At 71.6% G+C, this 20,190-nt stretch carries 19 protein-coding genes; 11 read left to right on the top strand and 8 right to left on the bottom strand.

Annotated features, from left to right (window positions below):
• Window positions 1-31: 31 nt before the first annotated feature.
• Window positions 32-1,600 (bottom strand): C40 family peptidase, encoded by a 1,569-nt coding sequence (locus NIE79_RS19555; RefSeq protein ID WP_238679924.1) that lies wholly within the window; start codon window positions 1,598-1,600, stop codon window positions 32-34.
• Window positions 1,601-1,839: 239 nt separating this feature from the next.
• Here NIE79_RS19555 and mqnE point away from each other — a divergent pair, with 239 nt between their 5' ends.
• The 3 genes from mqnE to NIE79_RS19540 all read left to right on the top strand — a co-directional run bounded on the left by mqnE (window position 1,840) and on the right by NIE79_RS19540 (window position 3,831).
• On the top strand, window positions 1,840-3,009 hold the full coding sequence (mqnE, locus tag NIE79_RS19550) for an aminofutalosine synthase MqnE (RefSeq protein WP_124815231.1): 1,170 nt from the start codon (window positions 1,840-1,842) through the stop codon (window positions 3,007-3,009).
• Between the two features lie 23 nt (window positions 3,010-3,032).
• A complete protein-coding gene (locus tag NIE79_RS19545; protein WP_238679923.1) occupies window positions 3,033-3,470 on the top strand; it encodes a hypothetical protein in 438 nt (145 codons plus the stop codon).
• Window positions 3,471-3,543: 73 nt separating this feature from the next.
• A complete protein-coding gene (locus NIE79_RS19540; protein WP_238679933.1) occupies window positions 3,544-3,831 on the top strand; it encodes a DUF4229 domain-containing protein in 288 nt (95 codons plus the stop codon).
• Between the two features lie 78 nt (window positions 3,832-3,909).
• Here NIE79_RS19540 and NIE79_RS19535 read toward each other — a convergent pair whose 3' ends face one another.
• Window positions 3,910-5,247, bottom strand: a complete 1,338-nt coding sequence (locus tag NIE79_RS19535) for a C39 family peptidase (RefSeq protein WP_238679922.1) — start codon at window positions 5,245-5,247, stop codon at window positions 3,910-3,912.
• A 210-nt stretch (window positions 5,248-5,457) separates the two neighbouring features.
• Here NIE79_RS19535 and NIE79_RS19530 point away from each other — a divergent pair, with 210 nt between their 5' ends.
• From NIE79_RS19530 to NIE79_RS19515, 4 genes are all read left to right on the top strand, one after another.
• Complete coding sequence (locus NIE79_RS19530) at window positions 5,458-7,338, top strand: M14 family metallopeptidase (RefSeq protein WP_238679921.1); 1,881 nt, start codon at window positions 5,458-5,460, stop codon at window positions 7,336-7,338.
• A 366-nt stretch (window positions 7,339-7,704) separates the two neighbouring features.
• On the top strand, window positions 7,705-8,634 hold the full coding sequence (locus NIE79_RS19525) for an ABC transporter substrate-binding protein (protein WP_238679920.1): 930 nt from the start codon (window positions 7,705-7,707) through the stop codon (window positions 8,632-8,634).
• A gap of 121 nt (window positions 8,635-8,755) precedes the next feature.
• Window positions 8,756-9,817: a FecCD family ABC transporter permease gene (locus NIE79_RS19520; protein WP_238679932.1), complete on the top strand. Its 1,062-nt coding sequence runs from the start codon at window positions 8,756-8,758 to the stop codon at window positions 9,815-9,817.
• A complete protein-coding gene (locus NIE79_RS19515; protein WP_238679919.1) occupies window positions 9,814-10,614 on the top strand; it encodes an ABC transporter ATP-binding protein in 801 nt (266 codons plus the stop codon). Before NIE79_RS19520 ends, NIE79_RS19515 begins: the two co-directional genes overlap by 4 nt.
• Window positions 10,615-10,631: 17 nt before the next feature.
• Here the strand turns inward: NIE79_RS19515 and NIE79_RS19510 are convergent, their stop codons facing one another.
• The 5 genes from NIE79_RS19510 to NIE79_RS19490 form a co-directional block, all read right to left on the bottom strand.
• Window positions 10,632-11,396, bottom strand: coding sequence for a VOC family protein (locus NIE79_RS19510; RefSeq protein WP_238679918.1), 765 nt, complete (start codon window positions 11,394-11,396; stop codon window positions 10,632-10,634).
• Window positions 11,397-11,490: 94 nt separating this feature from the next.
• Window positions 11,491-12,228: an ABC transporter permease gene (locus tag NIE79_RS19505; RefSeq protein WP_238679917.1), complete on the bottom strand. Its 738-nt coding sequence runs from the start codon at window positions 12,226-12,228 to the stop codon at window positions 11,491-11,493.
• Between the two features lie 10 nt (window positions 12,229-12,238).
• A complete protein-coding gene (locus tag NIE79_RS19500; protein WP_238679916.1) occupies window positions 12,239-13,195 on the bottom strand; it encodes an ABC transporter ATP-binding protein in 957 nt (318 codons plus the stop codon).
• Entirely contained in the window at window positions 13,195-13,503 is a 309-nt protein-coding gene (locus NIE79_RS19495) for a transcriptional regulator (protein WP_238679915.1), read from the bottom strand. Before NIE79_RS19495 ends, NIE79_RS19500 begins: the two co-directional genes overlap by 1 nt.
• Window positions 13,500-14,144, bottom strand: a complete 645-nt coding sequence (locus NIE79_RS19490) for a transporter (protein ID WP_238679914.1) — start codon at window positions 14,142-14,144, stop codon at window positions 13,500-13,502. The genes NIE79_RS19495 and NIE79_RS19490 overlap by 4 nt, the downstream gene beginning before the upstream one ends.
• Before the next feature lie 165 nt (window positions 14,145-14,309).
• Between NIE79_RS19490 and NIE79_RS19485 the strand changes: the two genes are divergently transcribed.
• Complete coding sequence (locus tag NIE79_RS19485) at window positions 14,310-14,921, top strand: hypothetical protein (RefSeq protein WP_238679913.1); 612 nt, start codon at window positions 14,310-14,312, stop codon at window positions 14,919-14,921.
• Here NIE79_RS19485 and NIE79_RS19480 read toward each other — a convergent pair.
• Complete coding sequence (locus NIE79_RS19480) at window positions 14,910-17,030, bottom strand: HelD family protein (RefSeq protein ID WP_238679912.1); 2,121 nt, start codon at window positions 17,028-17,030, stop codon at window positions 14,910-14,912. The genes NIE79_RS19485 and NIE79_RS19480 overlap by 12 nt on opposite strands.
• A 334-nt stretch (window positions 17,031-17,364) precedes the next feature.
• Between NIE79_RS19480 and NIE79_RS19475 the strand changes: the two genes are divergently transcribed.
• From NIE79_RS19475 to NIE79_RS19465, 3 genes are read left to right on the top strand one after another with little or no spacing between them, the layout of a single operon-like run.
• A complete protein-coding gene (locus tag NIE79_RS19475) occupies window positions 17,365-17,949 on the top strand; it encodes a winged helix-turn-helix domain-containing protein (protein WP_238679911.1) in 585 nt (194 codons plus the stop codon).
• Window positions 17,950-17,991: 42 nt separating this feature from the next.
• Window positions 17,992-19,386: an MFS transporter gene (locus NIE79_RS19470; RefSeq protein WP_238679910.1), complete on the top strand. Its 1,395-nt coding sequence runs from the start codon at window positions 17,992-17,994 to the stop codon at window positions 19,384-19,386.
• Window positions 19,338-20,189: a menaquinone biosynthetic enzyme MqnA/MqnD family protein gene (locus NIE79_RS19465; RefSeq protein ID WP_238679909.1), complete on the top strand. Its 852-nt coding sequence runs from the start codon at window positions 19,338-19,340 to the stop codon at window positions 20,187-20,189. The genes NIE79_RS19470 and NIE79_RS19465 overlap by 49 nt, the downstream gene beginning before the upstream one ends.
• The last annotated feature ends 1 nt before the right edge of the window (window position 20,190 follow it).

Here is a 20,190-nt window from a genome sequence, read left to right as displayed (position 1 = left end):
CGAGCGGACAGCCGGAGCGGGTCGTGGCGGATCAGCCCGTGGCGCTGGGGCTGCCCGTCGCGCTGCCACTGCCCGTCGCGCTCGTGCTGGCCTTCGGCGTGGTCGCCGGAGACGAGCTGGTCGGCGCGTTGGTCGGTGCCGAGGGCCGGGCCGTCGGAGTGTTGCTCGGGGTCTTCGACGGCGTCGGCGTGGTGCTGCCGGTCGGGGTGGGCGTCGGGGTGGTCGTCAGAGTCGGCGTCGGCGTCGGCGTCGTGGGCGTCGGCGTGGGCGTCGGCTTGGTGGTCTTCGTGGGCGACGGCGTCGGCGTCGGCTTTGTGGTCTTCGTGGGCGACGGGGTGGGCGTCGGCTTCGGAGTCGAGACGGGCGGGGTCGGGTTGGTCACGACCGGTGCCGGCACCGCGCCGATCACCCGGGTGGCCGCGTACAGCCGGGACCAGCGGACGACCGAGATCTTGACGACGTCGCCAGTGGTGGGCGCCTGCACCATCTTGCCGTTGCCGATGTACATGCCGACGTGGTGGATCGTCGTCCAGCTGCTGCCCGACGCGAAGAAGAGCAGGTCGCCGGGGAGCAGCGCGCTCTGCGGGACGGTACGGCCCCGGGTGGCGGCGTACTGGTCGCGGGAAACCCGGGGCAGGTCGAAGTAGTCGGCGCCGGGGGACCGGTACGCCGCCCACATCAGGCCGGAGCAGTCGAACTGGTTCGGCCCCTCCTCGGACCACTTGTACGGGTCGCCGAGCTGGGCGAGCGCGTACCGGACCGCGGCCAGTGCCCGGGGGTGCGCGGCCATGCCGCTGATGCTCTGGTTGGAGACGTAGCCGGCGCCGATCTGCTGCTCGGTGGCTTCCTGCTGACGTTCGATCTCGATCAGCGCGGCGGCGTTGTCCCGGCGCAGCTTGAGCAGGCTCGCCTCGGCGGTGCGGAGCGCCGTCTGACCGGTGGTGAACTCCGTCTCGGCGGCGGTGAGCAGAACCTTGGCCTCGGCGTGCTTCTGGTAGGCGGCCTGCTCGCCGGCGCGGGCCCGGGACAGCTCCCCGGCCACCCCTGTGGTGCCGCCGTCGACCTTCTCGCCACGGGTGATCGCCTGGAGGCGGCTGAGCCCACGGATGTCCTCGGCGAAGTCGCCCGGCGGCAGCGCGGCGGCTTCCTTGACGGCCTCGGCGGCGGCGGTGTCGGCCGTCTGCTGGGCCCGGAGCAGGGCGTCCTGCGCTGTCGCCAGCGCCTTGCCGGCCGTGTCGAGCTGCGCCTGCGCGTCGACGCGTTTCTGTCGGCTCACCAGCAACGCCTCGCCGAGCGCGCCGACCTGGACCTCGCCGGCGGAGATCGCGGTGGCCAGTGGGCCGTTGCCGACGTTGACCACCGGCGGGACGGGCACGCCGGCGACCGGTGCGCCGCCGGGCAGCTGAAGCGAGCCGGTGACCGCAGGGCGCGAGCCGGTGTCCGGCGCTGTGGTCGGCACGCCGGGCTCCGCGTACGCGGGAGTGGCGAGCACGGCTGCGGCGATCGCGCCGAGCAGGGCGGCCCAGAGCTTCGGACGCAGGACCGGCGAGATCACCGGGCTCCGTCGTCGCTGCCGTCGCCCGCGCCCGCTGTAGACCATGCCGCTCCCCGTCCAACCACTCGTCGCCGCGCTCGGTGGGCGCGACCGCCGGGACGGTACCAGTGTGTGTGTTCCGCCCCACCTTGTTACTACCGCACCTCGCCACTCATGTCGATGCGTTGGCGGGTTACGGGAGGCTGAGAGTCTGGTGAAGTGGGTCGCTGCCGGCGACCGTGCCGCCGGGCCCCTCGGCGCCGCGACGTACGCTCGATCCGGACCGCAGGTGGAAGGGACGTGCCATGGACGCCGGACTCAAGCGTGAGCTCGAAGCGAAGGTGTACGCCGGTGAGCGGCTGACCCGGGAGGACGGGGTCGCCCTCTACGAGAGCGACGACCTGACCTGGCTGGGGCGGCTGGCGCACCACAAGCGCACCGAGCTGAACGGCGACCGGGTGATGTTCAACGTCAACCGGCACCTCAACCTGACGAACGTCTGTTCGGCGTCGTGTGCGTACTGCTCGTTCCAGCGCAAGCCGGGCGAGAAGGACGCGTACACGATGCGCATCGACGAGGCGGTCCGCAAGGCCAAGGAGATGGAGGACGAGCAGCTCACCGAGTTGCACATCGTCAACGGCCTGCACCCGACGCTGCCCTGGCGTTACTACCCGAAGGTCCTGCGCGAGCTGAAGGCGGCGCTGCCGAACGTCAAGCTCAAGTGCTTCACGGCGACCGAGGTGCAGTGGTTCGAGAAGATCAGCGGCCTGAGCGCCGACGAGATCCTCGACGAACTGATGGACGCCGGCCTGGAGTCGCTGACCGGTGGTGGCGCGGAGATCTTCGACTGGGAGGTCCGGCAGCACATCGTCGACCACGCCTGCCACTGGGAAGACTGGTCGCGCATCCACGCCCTGGCGCACAGCAAGGGCATGAAGACCCCGGCGACGATGCTGTACGGCCACATCGAGGAGCCCCGGCACCGCGTCGACCACGTGCTGCGGCTGCGCGAGTTGCAGGACGAGACCGGCGGCTTCGCGGTCTTCATCCCGCTGCGCTACCAGCACGACTTCGTCGACTCGGCGGACGGCAAGATCCGTAACCGGATCCAGGCGCGTACCACGATGGCCTCGCCGGCCGAGTCGCTGAAGACGTTCGCCGTCTCCCGGCTGCTCTTCGACAACGTGCCGCACCTGAAGAACTTCTGGGTGATGCACGGGCTGTCGGTGGCTCAGCTCTCGCTGAACTTCGGCGTGGACGACCTGGACGGCTCCGTCGTCGAATACAAGATCACCCACGATGCCGACTCGTACGGCACCCCGAACACCATGCACCGGGACGACCTGCTGCACCTGATCTGGGACGCCGGCTTCCAGCCCGTCGAGCGGGACACCCGCTACAACGTGGTCCGGGAGTACGACAAGGCCCCGTCGCTGGCCGAGCGGCGCGCCGAGCCGCAGCAGGTCTGGGCCTGAGCCACCACGTACCCTCGCAGTCGATGACCGAGCAACGAGGACCTGAGCAGCAGAGCGGGTTTCCCCGCCGGGACGCCGAGGGCCGCATCCGTACCCTGGGCGATCTGCTCGGGGTGTGCCTTGCCGGGCTGGTCATCGGCGTGCTCGCGTTGGTGCTGTTCGAGTGGGCTTTCGCCTCGATCGGCGCCGGCGACTTCGGGCACACGAACGGTTGGCTGGCGGTGATCCTGCCGGCCTGGCTGTTCTGGGACGACTTCCGGGCCTGGGAGTTCGGCGCGGCACGGGTGGTGGCGGCTGTTGTCGCCGCTGCCGTCGGGGTGTTCGCCGGGCTGCTGATCGCCGGTCTGGGCGCGGGGTTGCCGCCGCTGCTCTCCGGCGCGTTGGCGGCGGGGGCGTTCACAGTGGCGTACGCGGCCCTCTGGTTCCCGGGTGTCCGCTGGCTGGCTCGCCGGACCGGCTGAGCACGACCGCCCGTCGGGCGGCTCGACCCTTCCGCCGGCAGTGGCTGGCGACGGAGAGAACGGAGTGGTGCAGGTGAGCGCCGCGCTCAAGTACACGCTGGGCCGGATCGGGCTGTTCGTCGCCGTGCTGGCCGGCCTCTGGCTGGTCGACATGAACGTGTTTCTGAAGCTGATGCTGGCGTTGGTGTTCTCCGCCGCGCTCTCCTTCTTCCTGCTGCGTGGTTGGCGGGACGAGATGGCCGGGGAGATCGCCGAAGCAGCTGAGCGCCGCCGCACCGAGAAGGAACGCCTCCGCTCCGCCCTGGCCGGCGAAGACGAGACCCCCACCGACCCCACCCAGGCCCCCGACTCCCAGCGTTGATCAAGAGGTTTGCGTCACCAGGACAACCTCCGGTGACGCAAACCTCTTGATCAACCTGTGCTGACGCGGGGGTTGGGGTTACCAGTTGGTGGAGCCGGGGACCTTGGGCCAGGGCTTTGTGGTGGGCTTGATCAGGTACGCGATGCCGCCTGAGCCGCCGGACACGCCGCCGCTGGCGTTGGTGCGCTTGGTCCGCAGCCAGATCTGCTCGAACTGCGCACGCTTGTAGACGTTGCGCACCACGTCGTTGCTGGACGAGGCCGGGTCGTTGACGATCACGTCGCCGTCGGCGGTGAAGCCGACCACCACGAACAGGTGCCCGGAGGTGCCGTAGTTCGCCCCGTCCAGCTCACTGGCGAGGAAGGACTGGCTGGTTACGACGGGGATCCCGGCGGCGATGAAACGCTCCAGCTCGTCCAGCGAGTGCAGCCGGGTCACCCGGCCCTCCAGCCCGGGGAAACTGGCCGCGTACGCGGTGTTGAACGGCCAGTTGCCCGCGCCGTCGTACGCGTAGTCGTAGGTCATCCGGGCGGCGTGGTTGACCGTCGGGTCGGGGTAGGTCGGGTCCACCCAGGAGGTGTCGGCCGCCGACGGTTTGCGACCCCAGTACTCGACCACCATCTCCGTCGAGGTTGGTGAGCACCACGCCTCGCCGCCGCCGTCGTACTCGGGGTAGTGCCCGGAGTGCACGTTCTGCGAGTAGCGCGGCACCGGCAGCTCCCGGCCCCAGGCGATGTGCCCGGCGCTCGGGGGCACTGTGAACCGGTCCGGCACTGTGGAACTCATCGCGCCCAACATCCGGACCACCGGGGCGGCGCTCTGCCCGGGTGCGCGATAGAGGGTCAGCTTGAGCTGGTACGACCGCAGCAGCACCCCGGCGGCGGCGTCGTCGATGCTGAAGGTGTCGGTCCAGATCGTCGACCAGGGGTCGCCCTGCCGGTCGACGCTGGTCCGCTTGATGTCGGTGTCGCCGGACGCCCAGCGACCCAGGACGTACCACGGGGTCTGGTCGCCGCTGGTGTAGCTGCCCTGCATCTCCACCTGGATCCAGGTGCCGGCGGGGGTCTCCGCGTTCCACGAGGCGATCAGCTCGGTGGCGTCGAACCCGACACGGGTCACCGGTGAGGTCCAGGTGCCGTACTCCCAGGTGCGGGTGGCGCCGGTGTGCGGGTCCGCGTACTCGATGGTGCCGGCCGGGCGGGCCAGGGTGACGCCCGCTCGGGCGCCGGGCACGACGCGGGTGCCGGCCCGGCTGCCCCGGTGCCAGTCGGCGGGCCCGGACCAGTCCTGGTAGGTGATCTGCTCGTCGTGGGCGGGTGCGGGCGGGTGGGCCGCCAGCGCGGGCGTGGCGCTGGTGAGCAGTGTGAGCGTGGTGACGCCGGCGAGGGCGGCCGCGCGCAGGCGGGATCTGGCCATGGGTGCTCCGCGGTGTCGAGGGGGCATCGTCGCTGGTCAGTTTTCCGCTTGGAGGGAAGTTTCGCCAGATGTTGATAGGTGGAAAATCATTGCCGCCATGATGATCCGCCTGGGATGGCTAACGCAGCGATCAATATTGATATGACCATGTGACAGGTGGTGAAGTGTCCTTCACCGAGCGGGATCTCCCGCCCATCGAGGAGGTAGTCCATGGCCCTCCGCACGCCCATCCCCCTCCGCCGTGTCCTGGTGCTCGCTGTCGTCACCGGGCTGGGCATCGTCACCGTCGCCGCCGGCCCGGTCGCCGCCCGACCGGCACCGGACCGCACCGCCGAGCCGGCCGCCGCCGCTGGCTACCGGGTACTCGGGCCCCGGACCCTCGCCGACCGCAACGCGGTGGCCCGCACCGGAGCCGCCATCGACTACTCCGAACACGGCGTGCTGCACATCTCGGCCACCGCGGCCGAGGCCACCGCGATCGGCAAGCTCGGCTTCCGGCTGGAACCGCTCGCCCCGCCACCCAACGCCGAGCGCGGCGCCGGCGACTTCGGCGCGCTGGCCTTCCCGCCGGCCGACTCGAACTACCACGACTACGCGGAACTGACCGCCGTCGTGAACCAGGTCGTCGCCGACCATCCGGCGATCGCCCGCAAGATCAGCATCGGTTCGTCGTACGAGGGCCGCGACCTGATGGCTGTGAAGATCTCCGACAACGTCGGCACCGACGAGAACGAGCCGGAGATCCTGTTCAACTCCCAGCAGCACGCTCGTGAGCACCTGACCGTCGAGATGGCGATCTACCTGCTCAACCTCTTCACCGACAGCTACGGCAGCGACTCCCGGATCACCAACATCGTCAACGGCCGGGAGCTCTGGATCGTGCCGACGGTCAACCCGGACGGCAGCGAGTACGACATCGCCACCGGCTCGTACCGGTCCTGGCGCAAGAACCGGCAGCCCAACAGCGGCTCGTCCAACGTCGGCACCGACCTGAACCGCAACTGGTCCTACAACTGGGGATGCTGCGGCGGCTCGTCCGGCACCACCTCGTCGGAGACCTACCGAGGGCCGTCGGCGTTCTCCGCGCCCGAGACGCAGGCGCTGCGCAACTTCGTCAACGGCCGGGTGGTCGGCGGCGTGCAGCAGATCAAGGCCAACATCGACTTCCACACCTACTCGCAGCTGGTGCTCTGGCCGTACGGCTACACCACAGCGAACACCGCGACCGGGATGAACGCGGACCAGTACAGCACCTTCGCCACCATCGGTCAGCAGATGGCGGCCACCAACGGCTACACCCCGGAACAGTCCAGCGACCTCTACATCACCGACGGAGACAGCCTCGACTGGATGTGGGCCACCCACAACATCTGGGCGTACACCTTCGAGATGTACCCGGGCTCGTCCGGCGGCGGCGGCTTCTACCCGCCCGACGAGGTGATCCCGGCGCAGACCTCGCGCAACCGGGAGGCGGTGCTGATCCTCAGCGAGTACGCCGACTGCCCGTACCGGGCCATCGGCAAGCAGGCGCAGTACTGCGGCGGCGGTGGCGGCACCACTGTCTGGTCGGACACCTTCGAGACCGCCACCGGCTGGACCATCAACCCGGCCGGCACCGACACCGCCACCCTCGGGGCGTTCGAGCGCGGCGCCGCCCAGGCGACCACGTCCTCCGGAGCCAAGCAGCTCACCCCGTACGCCGGGTCCAACGATCTGGTCACCGGCCGGCTCGCCGGCTCGGCGGCCGGTGACTACGACGTCGACGGCGGCGTGACCAGCGCCCGGTCCCCGGCGGTGACCCTGCCGTCGTCCGGCACGCTGACCCTCTCGCTCGCCTGGTACCTGGCGCACGGTTCGAACGCCTCGTCGGCTGACTACCTGCGGGTGAGCGTCGTGCACAACGGCGGCACCACAGCGCTGCTCACCCAGGCCGGCGCGGCCAGCAACCGCAACGGGAGTTGGGCGGTCGCCAACCTCAACCTCACCCCGTACGCCGGCCAGTCGGTCCGCGTGCTCGTCGAGGCGGCGGATGCGTCCGGAGCCAGCCTGGTAGAGGCGGCTGTGGACAACGTCACCATCACGTCCTCCTGATCGGGTGGGGCCCCGTCCCGCCCCGGCGGGGCCCCACCACCCGCTCCGAAACCCCAGGATCCCGGACATATGCCTCCCCGCCCCGCACTGTGCCGGTGTCCGAGGTATCGACGGCTGCCGACCGGCCCTTGATCGATCCGGCACGTCGTGGCGGTGCGCTACCGTCTTAGCGACCAGTCCGCAGCGAAGCCGGTGCTCATCCCGGCGCTGTCCCGCAACTGTGATGCCCCACCACTCGGTGGGGACGAGCCAGGTCGCCTACGGATCGGTCGCGAAACGCGCTCTCGAGGAAGGGCGCCTCGTGGGCGGGCGTACGAAAGTCCCTGTCGGCGAAGCACCACACTCCTCGACCGACAGGAGGCCCCCATGTTCAGACACACCTCTCGGCTCTTCGCGGCGACCCTCGCGGTCACCGCGCTCGCCCTCGGCGCCTGCGCCGAGAAGGCAGACGACCAGCCGAGCGCCGGCACCGCTGCCGCCGCCTACCCGGTCACCGTCGGCGCGCTCACCCTCGACAAGCGCCCCGAGAAGATCGTCGTGCTGTCGCCCACCGCCACCGAGATGCTCTTCGCGATCGGTGCCGGCCCGCAGGTCACCGCCGTCGACGACCAGTCGAACTACCCGGCCGACGTGCCCAAGACCGACCTCTCGGCCTTCCAGCCGAACGCCGAGGCGATCGCCGGCAAGAACCCCGACCTCGTGGTGCTCTCCGACGACCGCAACAAGATCGTCGAGCAGCTCGGCAAGCTGAAGATTCCGGTGTACCAGACCCCGGCGGCGGTCACGCTCGACGACTCGTACCGGCAGATCACCGAGCTGGGCACGCTGACCGGGCACGCCGACCAGGCCACCGACGTCGCCACCCGGATGAAGGACGACATCGCCAAGCTGGTCAAGGACCTGCCGCAGCGCGCCGAGAAGCTCACCTACTTCCACGAGCTGGGCCCGGAGCTGTACAGCGCCACCAGCAAGACCTTCATCGGCTCGCTCTACAGCCAGGCCGGCCTCACCAACATCGCCGACCCGGCCGACGCGGACAACAAGAACTTCGGCTACCCGCAGCTGTCCCAGGAGTTCATCGTCAAGGCCGATCCGGACTTCGTCTTCCTGGCCGATGCCAAGTGCTGCCAGCAGAACGCCGACACCGTCAAGGCACGCAGTGGCTGGGCCGGCCTCACCGCTGTGAAGAACAACCAGGTCGTCGCCCTCGACGACGACATCGCCTCCCGCTGGGGCCCGCGGGTCGTGGACCTGCTCCGGGTCATCATCGACGCGGTCGCCAAGGTGCCCGCGTGACCGTCGTCCGTCGGTGACCGGGTCGCGACAGGTGTCCGATCCGGCACCAACCGGTCGTCCGGCCGGCACGCCGCCGTCGTCCCCACGGGCCGAGCCACGTACCCCGGCCCGGCCCGCCGGGCTGCCGTCCGGGGCCCGGCCCGCCGGGCTGCGCCTGCGGTGGTTGGTCGCGGGGTTGGTCGCGGTGCTCGTCGCGCTCGTCGTCGGGGTGTCGCTCGGTCCGGTGAGCCTGCCCCCGGGCAGCGTCGCCGCCGAGCTGCTCAACCTGTTCCCCGGGGTGCACCTGGACAGCGGGCTGACCGAGCGTGAGATCGCGATCGTCACCGAGCTGCGCCTGCCCCGGGTGGTGCTGGGCCTGCTCGTCGGCGGTCTGCTCGCCCTCGCCGGCGGTTGCTACCAGGGCGTGTTCCGCAACCCGCTGGCCGACCCGTACCTGCTCGGTGTGGCCGCCGGCGCCGGCCTCGCGGTCACCGCGGCGATCGCCCTCGGCGGCGCCGGCCGGCAGGGCACGCTCTCCGGGTTGCCGATGACCATCCCGCTGGCCGCGTTCGCCGGTTCGCTGCTCGCCGTCACGATGACCTACGTGCTCGGCGCGGCCGGTGGGCGACGTGGGTCACCGGCGATGCTGATCCTGGCCGGCGTGGCGGTCTCCGCGTTCCTCTCCGCCGGGCAGACGTACCTCCTGCAACGACACGCCGACAGCATCCAGCCGGTCTACTCCTGGCTGCTCGGCCGGCTGGCCACCGCGGGTTGGCACGACGTGCTGCTGGTGCTGCCGTACGCCGCGTTGACCACTGTCGTCGTGCTGCTGCACCGCCGCGAACTGGACGTCCTCGCGGTCGGCGACGACGAGGCGAGGAGTCTGGGCCTGCACCCGCAGCGCACCCGCTACCTGCTGATCGCCGCCGCCTCGCTGGGCACCGCCGCGGCGGTCTCCGCGACCGGGCTGATCGGCTTCGTCGGCATCATCGTGCCGCACACCGTCCGGCTGCTCGCCGGGTCCAGCTACCGGGTGATCCTGCCGATGTCACTGCTGTTCGGCGGCGCGTTCCTGGCGCTCACCGATGTGGTGGCCCGCACCGTCGCCGCTCCGTCCGAGCTGCCGATCGGCGTGGTGACCGCCCTGCTGGGCGGCCCGTTCTTCGTCCTCGTGCTGCGGACCGCGCGGCGAGTGCTCACGTGAGCCGCGAACCCGCCGGCACGCCGGCCGTCGAGGTGCGCGGGCTGCACGTCGCCCTCGGTGGCACGCCGATCCTGACCGGCGTCGACCTCACCGTCGCCGTCGGCGAGTGGGTCACGGTGATCGGCCCGAACGGCGCCGGCAAATCCACACTGTTGCGCGCCGTCGGCGGCCTGCTGCCCGCGCCGAAGACGATCACCCTCTTCGGTACGCCGAGTGCCGCGCTGCGCCGTCGGGACCGCGCCCGGACAGTGGCCACCGTGGCACAGTCCCCGGTGGTGCCGCCCGGCATGTCGGTGCTGGACTACGTGCTGCTCGGCCGCACCCCGTACATCCCGACCCTGGGCCGGGAGTCGACAGCCGACGTCGACGCCGTGCACGAGGTGCTGGGGCGGTTGGACCTCGCCGGCTTCCACCGCCGCGAACTGGCCACCCTCTCCGGCGGCGAACGGCAGAGGGTGTTCCTCGCCCGCGCGCTCGCCCAGGGCGCGACGCTGCTGCTGCTCGACGAGCCGACCAGCGCGCTCGACATCGGCCACCAGCAGGACGTGCTCGAAGTCGTCGACCAGCTACGCCGCGAGCATGGCCTGACCGTCCTGGCCACGATGCACGACCTCTCCCTGGCCGGTGAGTACGCCGACCGGATGGTGATGCTCGCCGCCGGTCGGGTGGTGGCCGCCGGGACCCCGTCCGAGGTGCTGACCGAGGAGCTGCTCGCCACCCACTACCGGGCCAGCGTCCGGGTGGTCCCCGGCGCTCACGGCCCGTTGGTGGTGCCCGTCCGCCCCACCCGTCCCTGACGCACGCAGGCGCTGGGTCAGGAGCCCAGGTCGATGACGGAGAAGAGGGCGCCCTGGGGGTCGCGCAGGGCGGCGAAGCGGCCCGCCGGGATGTCGCGGGGCGGGACCAGGATCGTTCCGCCCAGCTCGGCGGCGCGGGCCGCGGCGGCGTCCGCGTCGGGCACCGCGAAGTACACGGTCCAGTACGCGGGCAGGTCGGCCGGGAAGTCGTCGGCCAGCGGCGGCATCATGCCGGCGACGATCTGCGTCCCGAGCCGCCACCCGGTGTACGTCATCGCGCCCACCGCCTGGTCGTCGGGCTGCCAGCCGAACACCAGCTCGTAGAAGACCTTCGCGCCCTCGGGGTCGGGGGTGACCAGCTCGTTCCAGCTCATCGCGCCCGGCACGTTGAACACCTCGGCACCGGCCATGGCCAGCGGCTGCCAGACGCTGAAGGTGGCGCCGGCCGGGTCGGCGAAGACCGCCATCCAACCCCTGTCGAAGACCTCGAACGGTGGTACGACGACCTGCCCACCGGCCCGTTCGACCCGGCCGGCGACCAGTTCGGCGTCGTCGGTGGCGAGGTACGTCGACCAGATCGGGACCTGGTCCGGGATCGCGGGCGGGCCGGCGCCGGCCACCGGCTTACCGTCGAGCAGGAAGACCGTGTAGCCGCCCGCCTCGGGCTCCGGGGTGACCTGGCCGGTCCACCCGAACAGCTCCGGGTAGAAGCGCCGCGCGTCGGTCAGGTCCGGGGTGGCCAGGTCGGCCCAGCAGGGCGTACCCGGCGGGACGGTGCTCACGTCAAGACCCCTCTCGGCCCGGGCGGCCACGGCGGCCCCCTGCCGGAATCCTGGCACCGTCCCGCTGCGGCCCGGGGCGGAAACGGACGAATCGTCAGCTGAACCGGCGACCCTCGTCCCGCCGGTACGCCCAGCCGGCGAGCGCGGCGAGCAGCACCACCCAGACGCCGAGCATGATCACTGCCAGCGGCTCCACGTCGTAGTCGGCCGCCGCCGCCCACATCAGTTCGGCAGCGCCCCGGGTGGGCAGGTACGGCGCGATCGTCTCGATGAACCCGGGCGCGTCACCCGGCGCGGAGAGCAGGCCGCCGCCGAAGGCCAGCGGCAGGAAGAGCACCTGCGCCACCACGATCGCGGCTTTGCTCGGCAGCGAGTAGCCGATGGCGAGCCCCATCAGCGTGAACGGCACCGAGATGACGGCCACTGTGCCGAGGGCCAGCAGGAACGCCGCCGGGGTGACCTGGGCCGCGGTCAGCGTCGCGCCGATCACGACGACCGGGATCAGCGAGAGGTAGGTCAGCGCCAGGCCGGCCAGCACCCGGCCGGCGAACCGCGGGGCCGGCCCGGCCGGCAGGGTCCGGGTGTACGGGTTCCAGGGCTGGTCGCGGTCCTCGGCGACGCCGACGCCGTACTGGAAGATGTTGGCGCTCATCACCGAGAAGGTGACCATCGACGCGGTGGCGTAGGTGGCGCCGACCGGATCGTCACCGGCGAAGGGCACCACGAAGAAGATCATTGCGGCGGCCGGGAAGAAGGCGCTGCCGAAGACGGCCACCGGAATCCGGATGATCTCCAGGAGTTGGTAGCGGGCGTGGACCAGGGCGAGCTGCATGGTGGCCTCCTCAGACGGTGGTGGGTAGGCCGCCGGCAGCGGCGGTGGTGGGTCGGCCGGTGCCGGCGGGCGTGTCCCCGCTGGCGGTGTCGCCGCCGGGCGCTTCTCCGCTGGTGATGGCGAGGAACGCCTCCTCCAGCGAGGTCGGCCGCACCTCCAGGTCGGTGAACGGGGTCTGGGCCGTGACCAGCGCTCGGACCAACTCGTCGGCGTCGGTGGTGAGCAGGTGCAGCCGACCGTCGACCCGTTCGGTGCGAACCACCCCGGGCAGGTCGGGCAGGTTGTCGGCGACCAGGCTGACCCGGCGTACGCCCACGATGCCGCGCACCGCGTCCACTGTGTCGTCGGCGAGCACCCGGCCCTGCCCGATGACCACCACCCGGTGGGCGAGCGCCTCCACCTCCTCCAGGTAGTGGCTGCTCAACAGCACGGTGCCGCCGTCCTCGTGGAATGCCCGGATCGCCTCCCACAGGGTGTGCCGGGCGGCCACGTCCAGGCCCGTGGTCGGCTCGTCGAGCAGCACCAACCGGGGCCGGCCGACGAACGCCAACGCCACCGCCAACCGGCGGCGCTGCCCGCCGGAGAGCCCACCGGTCTGCCGTCGGACGAGGTCGGCGAGGCCGAAGCGGTCGAGCAGCTCCGCCCGGGGCACCGGGTCCGGGTAGTGCGCGGAGACGAAGTCGACGACCTCGCCGACGCGCAGCGTGCCGGGTAGGCCGGTCTCCTGCGGGGTGACCCCGATCTGCCGCCGGCTCGCCGGGTCGCGGGGGTCGCGGCCGAACAGCTCGACCCGCCCGGAGCTGGGGCGGCGCAGGCCCACCAGCAGGTTCATCAGGGTGCTCTTGCCGGCGCCGTTCGGCCCGAGCAGGCCGACCAGCTCACCGGCCTGCACTTCCAGGTCGACGCGGTCGAGGGCGAGGACGTCGCCGTACCGGCGGCTGGCCTGGTCGGCGCGGGCGAGGGTCATTACTGCTCCTTCGACGGGGTGGGGTCGAGCAGGGCGCGGATAGCTTCGGTGTACTCCTCGAACGCCAGCCGGCCTCGCCGGCTGAGCCCGACCAGGGTCGCCGGGGTGCGTCCACGATGGGTCTTGCTGATCTCCACGTAGCCGGCGTCCTCAAGCTTGCGCAGGTGCACCGAGAGGTTGCCGGCGGTCATCGCGAGCAGCTCCTGCAGGCGGGGGAACGCGATCTTGTCGCCGACGTTGAGAGCGGAGAGGCTGGCGATCACCCGCAGCCGGGCCTGTGCGTGGATGACCGGATCCAGTTCGGTCACGGCTGCTGTCGCTGTCGCTGTCGCCGCCGGGCGAGCATGCCGACCACCAGGATCCCGCCGCCGCCGGCCACCGCGACGACGAGCGCGTGCCAGCCCGGCCCGGCGATCGCGCCGATCAGGTTGATCACGCTGACCCAGACGCCCAGCCGGAACAGGTCCCGATCGAGCCAGACCGCCCCGCCGGCCATGTGCAGCGCACCGGTCAACCCGACGGCGGTCGCCGACCAGAGCAGCGCCGCCAGGTCGTGCGGCAGGTGCTCGGAGATCCGGCCGAGCCCCGCGTAGACGCTGACCGAACCGAGGGCCCAGGCGTAGCCGTACCACTGCCCGCGCCGGGCGGAGTCGCCGGTCACCTGGCCGTAGGCCCGCGTGCTGACCACCGCCTGGGTCGCTCCGGCGGCCGCGAGCAGGACGAAGAGGACGGTCAGCGGCAGCCAGCTCGGCAGGTGGACCAGCGCCCGGTCACCCGGGGGGAACCGCAGGAAGAACAGCCCGAAGCCGACCAGCCAGGCGACACCCCACGGCCAGTAGACCAGGCGGGCGTCGGGATCGAGCCGGCGTGCCGTCGCCGATCGTTGGTCCTGGATCAGCCGGAGCGCCGCTGCGGCGTCGGTGGGTGGTGAGTCATCGTCGGGGTCCACGCAAACTACTTTACGGCACAAAGTCCAGGGGAGTGACCCCGTCGTCACCGGCTGCGGCAGGCCCCTGATCGCGGCGAGCAGTGCCTATGGTGGTCAGTCGTGGCGGCTGATCCGCCGCGCAGGCCACAGGGGAGGGTCCTTGCCCACCGACCACGAGGGGCGCCGATGACTGCCGATGAGAGTCGGGCACGGTACGTCGAGGGGATCACCCGGCTGCTGGCCGCCGGGGAGCAGGTGCGCGCGGTGGCCCAGGTCCGAGCGGGCGGCGGGCTGACGCCGGCACCGCCCCCGCAGCCGTCGGTCCCACAGGTCACGGCTGGGCCGGGCTTCCTGGGTGTCCTGCTCAACGTGCTGTCACCGAACATCACCTTCGGTCGAGCGGACAACGCCGTCGACTGGCTCGTCTTCGGCGTCGGGGGTCGAGGTGAACCGGGATCCTCGGCATCCGTGCTGCACCATGCCCTGATCGTGGCGGCGAAGGGCCCCGGCCTCCGAAACCTCGTGCTGGGGGTCACCGACCAGCGGCTGCTGTTCGGCGCGACAGCACCCGTCGGGCTGCTCTCCGGCTCGACGGCGGACGAACGGGCGCAGGCCGACATCGAACTGCTCGGGTCCGTGCCGCGAACGACAGTCGCCGCCTGGGTCGGCAGGTACCGGTTGAACTGGAAGCGGCTGCGGATCGACTTCGCCGACGGGTCATGGCTGTCGTTCCACGTGCCGCTCGCCGACTCCAGCCGCCCGCTGCGGGAGGTCGCGGCGGCCCTGTCAGCCGGCTGACCCGCCGACGAGCGGGGCGGGCAGCGGCGCAACGTGCAGCACCGCCAGCCGGGACACCGCCCGGGTAAGCACCACGTACAACCGGTGCAGCCCGCGCGGCTCGGCCGCGACGATCGCGGCCGGCTCGACCACCACCACGTGGTCGTACTCAAGGCCCTTGACCAGCGTCGCCGGCACCACAGTGACCCGCTCCGCGGTCGCCACGTCGTCGGCGGTCGCGGTCTGGACACCGGCCTCGGCCAGGGCCGCGCGCAGGCCGTCGACAGCGTCGTCCGCGGCGATCACACCGACCGAGCCGTCGTGCGCGAGCGCCGCGCGTACCTCGGCCACCGTCGCCGAGGTCAGGTCGGTCACCGTACGCACGTCCAAGCCGCCGTCGTGGCGCAGCGACTCGGCCGGTGGTACGTCCACCGCCAGCACCGGGAGCAGCAGGTTCGCGAATGCGACGACTGCGGCGGGCACCCGGAAACCGACTGTCAACGGCACCACCACCGCGTCCGGCTTGCCCAGGTGGGCGAGGGATTCCTTCCAGTCCGTCGCCGCCCACGGCGCGGTGCCCTGGGCGAGGTCACCGAGGAGCGTGACCGAGCCGTGCTCGCTGCGCCGGGCGATGGCCCGACACTGCATCGGGGAGAGGTCCTGCGCCTCGTCCACCACCACGTGCCCGAACCCGGGAAGCCGTTCCAGCAGCCCGGTCGCCTCGTCGATCAGCACCGCGTCGGCGGCGGTCCAACGGGTCGCCTTCGGCGTGCGGGCTGGTTTGGCCCAGACGAGTTGCGCCTGCTCGGCGTCGCTGAGCAGCCCGTCCGCCGCGGCGGCGAGCCGGTCCGGACCGGAGAAGAGGCCGTGCACCAGCCCTTCCGGGGTGAGCGCCGGCCAGACCGCGTCCAGGAAGTCGAGCACCGGCCGGCAGCGGCTCATCCGACGCAGCCAGGCATCGCTGGGCGACTCCGCGCGCCGCGCCTCGGCCTGCCGTTGCAGCAGACTCACCACCCGCGCCTGGACGCGTTCCCGACCCGTGCCGTACGGCAGCCCCTCCCGGCGGGTCTCCTCGACGATCCGGTGCAGCGGCTCCACCCCGATGCGCCAGCGGAACGAACCGTCCGACACGGTGATCGACTCGGTCGGGGCGCCGATCTGCGTCTGCACAGCGCGCCGCAACACGCTCGCCATCCGTACGTCGTGTTTGAGCGCGGCCACCGCCGGCGCCTCGACAGCCCGGACCGCCACCCGGGAGATCAACTCCTCCACCGTGGCCTGTTCGACCTCGACCTCACCGAGCGCCGGCAGCACCGCCGCGATGTACGACAGGAACGCCCGGTTCGGCCCGACGATCAGCACACCCGCCCGCCGCAACCGCTCCCGATGCAGGTAGAGCAGGTACGCGGCCCGGTGCAGACCCACCGCCGTCTTTCCCGTGCCCGGTGCTCCCTGCACACAGATCGAGTCGGCGAGGTCAGCCCGGACCAGCTCGTCCTGCTCCGGCTGGATCGTGGCGACGATGTCCCGCATCGGCCCGACGCGTGGACGCTCGATCTCGGCGGTGAGGATCCGACTGGTGGTACCGAGCTCTTCGCCCCGATCCAGCCGCTCATCCTCGAAGCTGGTCAGCACACCATTGCTGAACCCGAACCGCCGCCGAACCGCCACCCCCTGCGGATCCCGCACACTGGCCCGGTAGAACGAGCGGGAGACCGGCGCCCGCCAGTCCAGCACCAACGGCTCGCCACGCTCGTCGGTGACGTGCCGCCGCCCCACGTGATACCGCCGCCCGTAATGATCACCGCTGCCGTCGGGTGCGGTCGGGTCGTTCGTGGTGCCGCTGTCGGTGGCGCTGGTGTTCGGGGCGCCGCCGAAGTCGAGGCGGCCGAAGAAGAGCGGAGTGATCGGGTCGTCGGCGAGTTCGGCGACCCTGCGGGCCAGGGTGCGGCCGAGCGTCTCGGCCGCGTACGCGTCGCCGGCCACCTGGTCACCGGTGGCGAAGAGAGACTCGGCCCGCTCCCGCATCCGACCGAGCGCCGCCCGCGAGGTGGTGAGGTGTGCGCGTTCGGCGGCCAGGTCCGCGTCGAGGTCGGCGCCAGGCTGGGTGTCGAGGTCAAGTGCGGGCATGCTGACGTCCCATCGTTCACATCTGCTGCGCGCTCGCGTGTCCGGGGGCGGATGGCCGCCCGCCCGGCGCGAAGACGTCCGTTCCGGTGCAGCTCACCTCGGCCGTCAAGCGGGCTGCAACCCTACGCTCCCCTACCCGACGCATCCAGCGAATTACCGACGCGACCACCCATCCGAGACGGCGTGTTGCCCGGTCAGGTGCGTTTGATCGACTCGGTTTTCACGAAGTCGCGGTGTCCAGGCCGGCGCGACGCCGCGGTTTCCAGGAAACCGAGTCGATCGCCGGAACGCGGGGGTGATGGCAGGTTGGGGGGCCTGCCGGGATCATGGACCTATGACCGAGGCCCGCTCCGATTCGCGCCGGATGACGATCAGCGACCCCCAGGTGATGCGGGCGATGGCCCATCCGGCCCGAATCGCGATCATGGAGTACCTGAACAGTCGCACGAGCGGTGGTACCGCCACCGAGTGCGCCGAGATCGTCGGGCTGTCGCCGAGCGCCACCAGTTACCACCTGCGCGCGCTGGCGAAGTTCGGCCTGGTCGAGCAGGCGCCGAGCCGGGGGGACGCGCGTGAGCGGCTGTGGCGCGTGCCGAGTGTGAGCGTGCTGGTCGAGGCGGGTCGTGATGCCGGGCCTGAGGCGCGTGCGGCCGAGCAGGCGCTGGTGGAGGCCCATGCGGTCCGGGCCATGGAGCGGACCCGGGACTGGTTGCGGCGCGCCGGGGACGAGCCGGCCGAGTGGTACGACAAGGCCCTGTTCACCGACACCCTGTTGCTGCTCACCGCCGACGAGTTGGCCGAGTTGAACGAGGCGGTGCTGGCGCTGCTCCGGCCGTATCACCCGCGGCGGCGCCAAGGTGATCCACCGGCGGGGGCGCGCACTGTCGCTGTGCAGTACCGGACGGTGCCGTTGGCATAGTCAGGCTTGCATGAATCAGTTGTGAAGGATTATTTTCGAAGCATGTCCTTCACAATTGATGAATCGCGCTGGTCGGACGTCTGGCTCGTTGCGGCCGCTCGGGGCACCACGATCTGCGGCGACTTCCTCGCCGCGACAGCGCTGGCGCTGGCCCTTCAGGGTGCCGGTGCCGGCGGGCTGGCCGTGTCAGGGCTGCTGCTGGCCGCAACCCTGCCCCTGGTGGTGCTCGCCCCACTCGCGGGCCGACTCGCCGACCGGACGGACAGTCGTACCCTGCTGGTGACCGTCGGGTTCGCGCAGGCCGCGATCTGCGTGCTGCTCGCCGTCGTCGAGCAACCAGTCCTGGTGATCGGGCTCGTCACCCTGCTGGCCTGCGGGCTCGCGGTGACCCAACCCTGCCTCGCCGCGCTGCTGCCGACGATGGTCCGCCCGGCCGACCTGCCGCGAGCCAGCGCGATCAGTCAGACGGCCGTCTCGCTCGGTGCGCTCGGCGGCCCGGTGCTGGCCGGCCTGTTGGTGGGGCAGTTCGGCACCCGCGTACCGCTGCTCCTCGATGCCGCGACCTACCTGGCGCTCGTGGTCGCGGGCCTGCTGCTGCGGACCCGACGCGGCGGCCGGCGGCCCGCCGCCAACGAGGCCGCCGTGAGCAACGAGGCCGCCGCCAGTCAGGCACCCGCCCCGAGCAGCCCGGCCGTCTCGGGCGGCGTGCCAACCCCCGGGGGTACGGAGATCAGCTGGCGGCTGCGCCGCGATCCGCTGATGCTCGTCATGGTGGTCAGCACCGCCGTGGTGATCGCGGCGATCGGCGGCATCAACGTGATCGAGGTCTTCTTCATCCGCGAGACGTTGGGGGGCTCGGCGACCACGTACGGCCTGGTCAGTGCCGCATGGATGGCCGGCATGCTGCCGGGGACCTGGCTCGCCGTACGACTCGCCAGGCGGCTCGACGACGACGGCGCGTTGGTACGTGGGGTGCTGGCCACTCTGGCCGTGTGCAGCCTGATGGTGTTGCTGGCGGCGTCGGTGCCGGCGGCAGGCGTGTTGGTGCCGCTCTGGCTGGTGGGTGGTGCGGCCAATGGTGGCGAGAACGTCTTCGCCAACCTGCTCACTGCTCGGCGGGTGCCGGAGGCGATGCGCGCCCGGGCGTACGCCAGTTATGGCGCGGCGGTGCAGGGTGGCTCGATGGCGGGCTTCCTGATCGGCGGGGCGTTGCTCGCTGTCGTCCCACCTCGGCCGCTGATCGCCGGTGCGGGTGTGGTCGGGCTGCTGGTGGTGCTGGCCTTCGTGCCGGTCGTGACCCGCGCGGTACGACTGTCGTCAAATGCGGGCTTGGCCACTCCGGGGCGGCCCGCCGAGCCCGAGCCAACCGCCGGGGATACGGTCGGGCCATGGCTGAGCGCATCGCACGCCCGCGGGTCGGGCACATCCAGTTCCTGAACTGTCTGCCGATCTACTGGGGTCTGATGCGCTCCGGGGCCCTGCTCGACGTCGACCTGCACAAGGACTCGCCGGACCGGTTGAGCGCGGCGCTGGTCGCCGGCGACCTCGACATCGGCCCGATCACGCTGTTGGAATACCTGAAGCACGCCGACGAGCTGCTGCTCCTGCCGGACCTGGCGGTGGGCAGCGACGGGCCGGTGCTCTCGGTCAACATGGTCTCCACCCGGCCGCTCGCCGAGCTGGATGGCGCTCGGGTGGCGCTCGGCTCGACCTCGCGGACCGGGGTCATGCTGGCGCAGCTGCTGCTCGCCGAGCAGTACAACGTGCGGCCCGAATACTTCCGCTGCCCGCCGGATCTGACCCAGATGCTGCTGGAGGCCGACGCCGCCGTGCTGATCGGCGACGTGGCGCTGCGGGCGTACTACGAGGCGCCGCAGAAGGGCCTCACCGTCACCGACCTCGGGCAGGCGTGGCGGGAGTGGACCGGGCTGCCGATGGTCTTCGCCGTCTGGGCGGTCCGCCGCGACTTCGCCGCCGCCCACCCGGGCCTGGTCAAGGAGGTGCACGAGGCTTTCCTGCGCTCGCGGGACCTCTGCCTGGCGGAGCTGGATCAGGTCGCCGAGGCGGCGGCCCGCTGGGAGACCTTCGACGCGGCGACGCTGGCCACGTACTTCCGGACCCTCGACTTCTCCCTTGGCGACCGGCAGGTCGCCGGGCTCCGCGAGTGGGCCCGGCGGGCTGCCGCCATCGGCGAGGCCCCGGCGCTGCCGGACGGCGGCCCGGAGTTCTTCGCCGGCTGAC

It is taken from the genome of Micromonospora trifolii (genome assembly GCF_022229005.1).
Lineage (GTDB): Bacteria > Actinomycetota > Actinomycetes > Mycobacteriales > Micromonosporaceae > Micromonospora > Micromonospora trifolii.
This window is presented reverse-complemented; position numbering and strand designations above follow the sequence as displayed.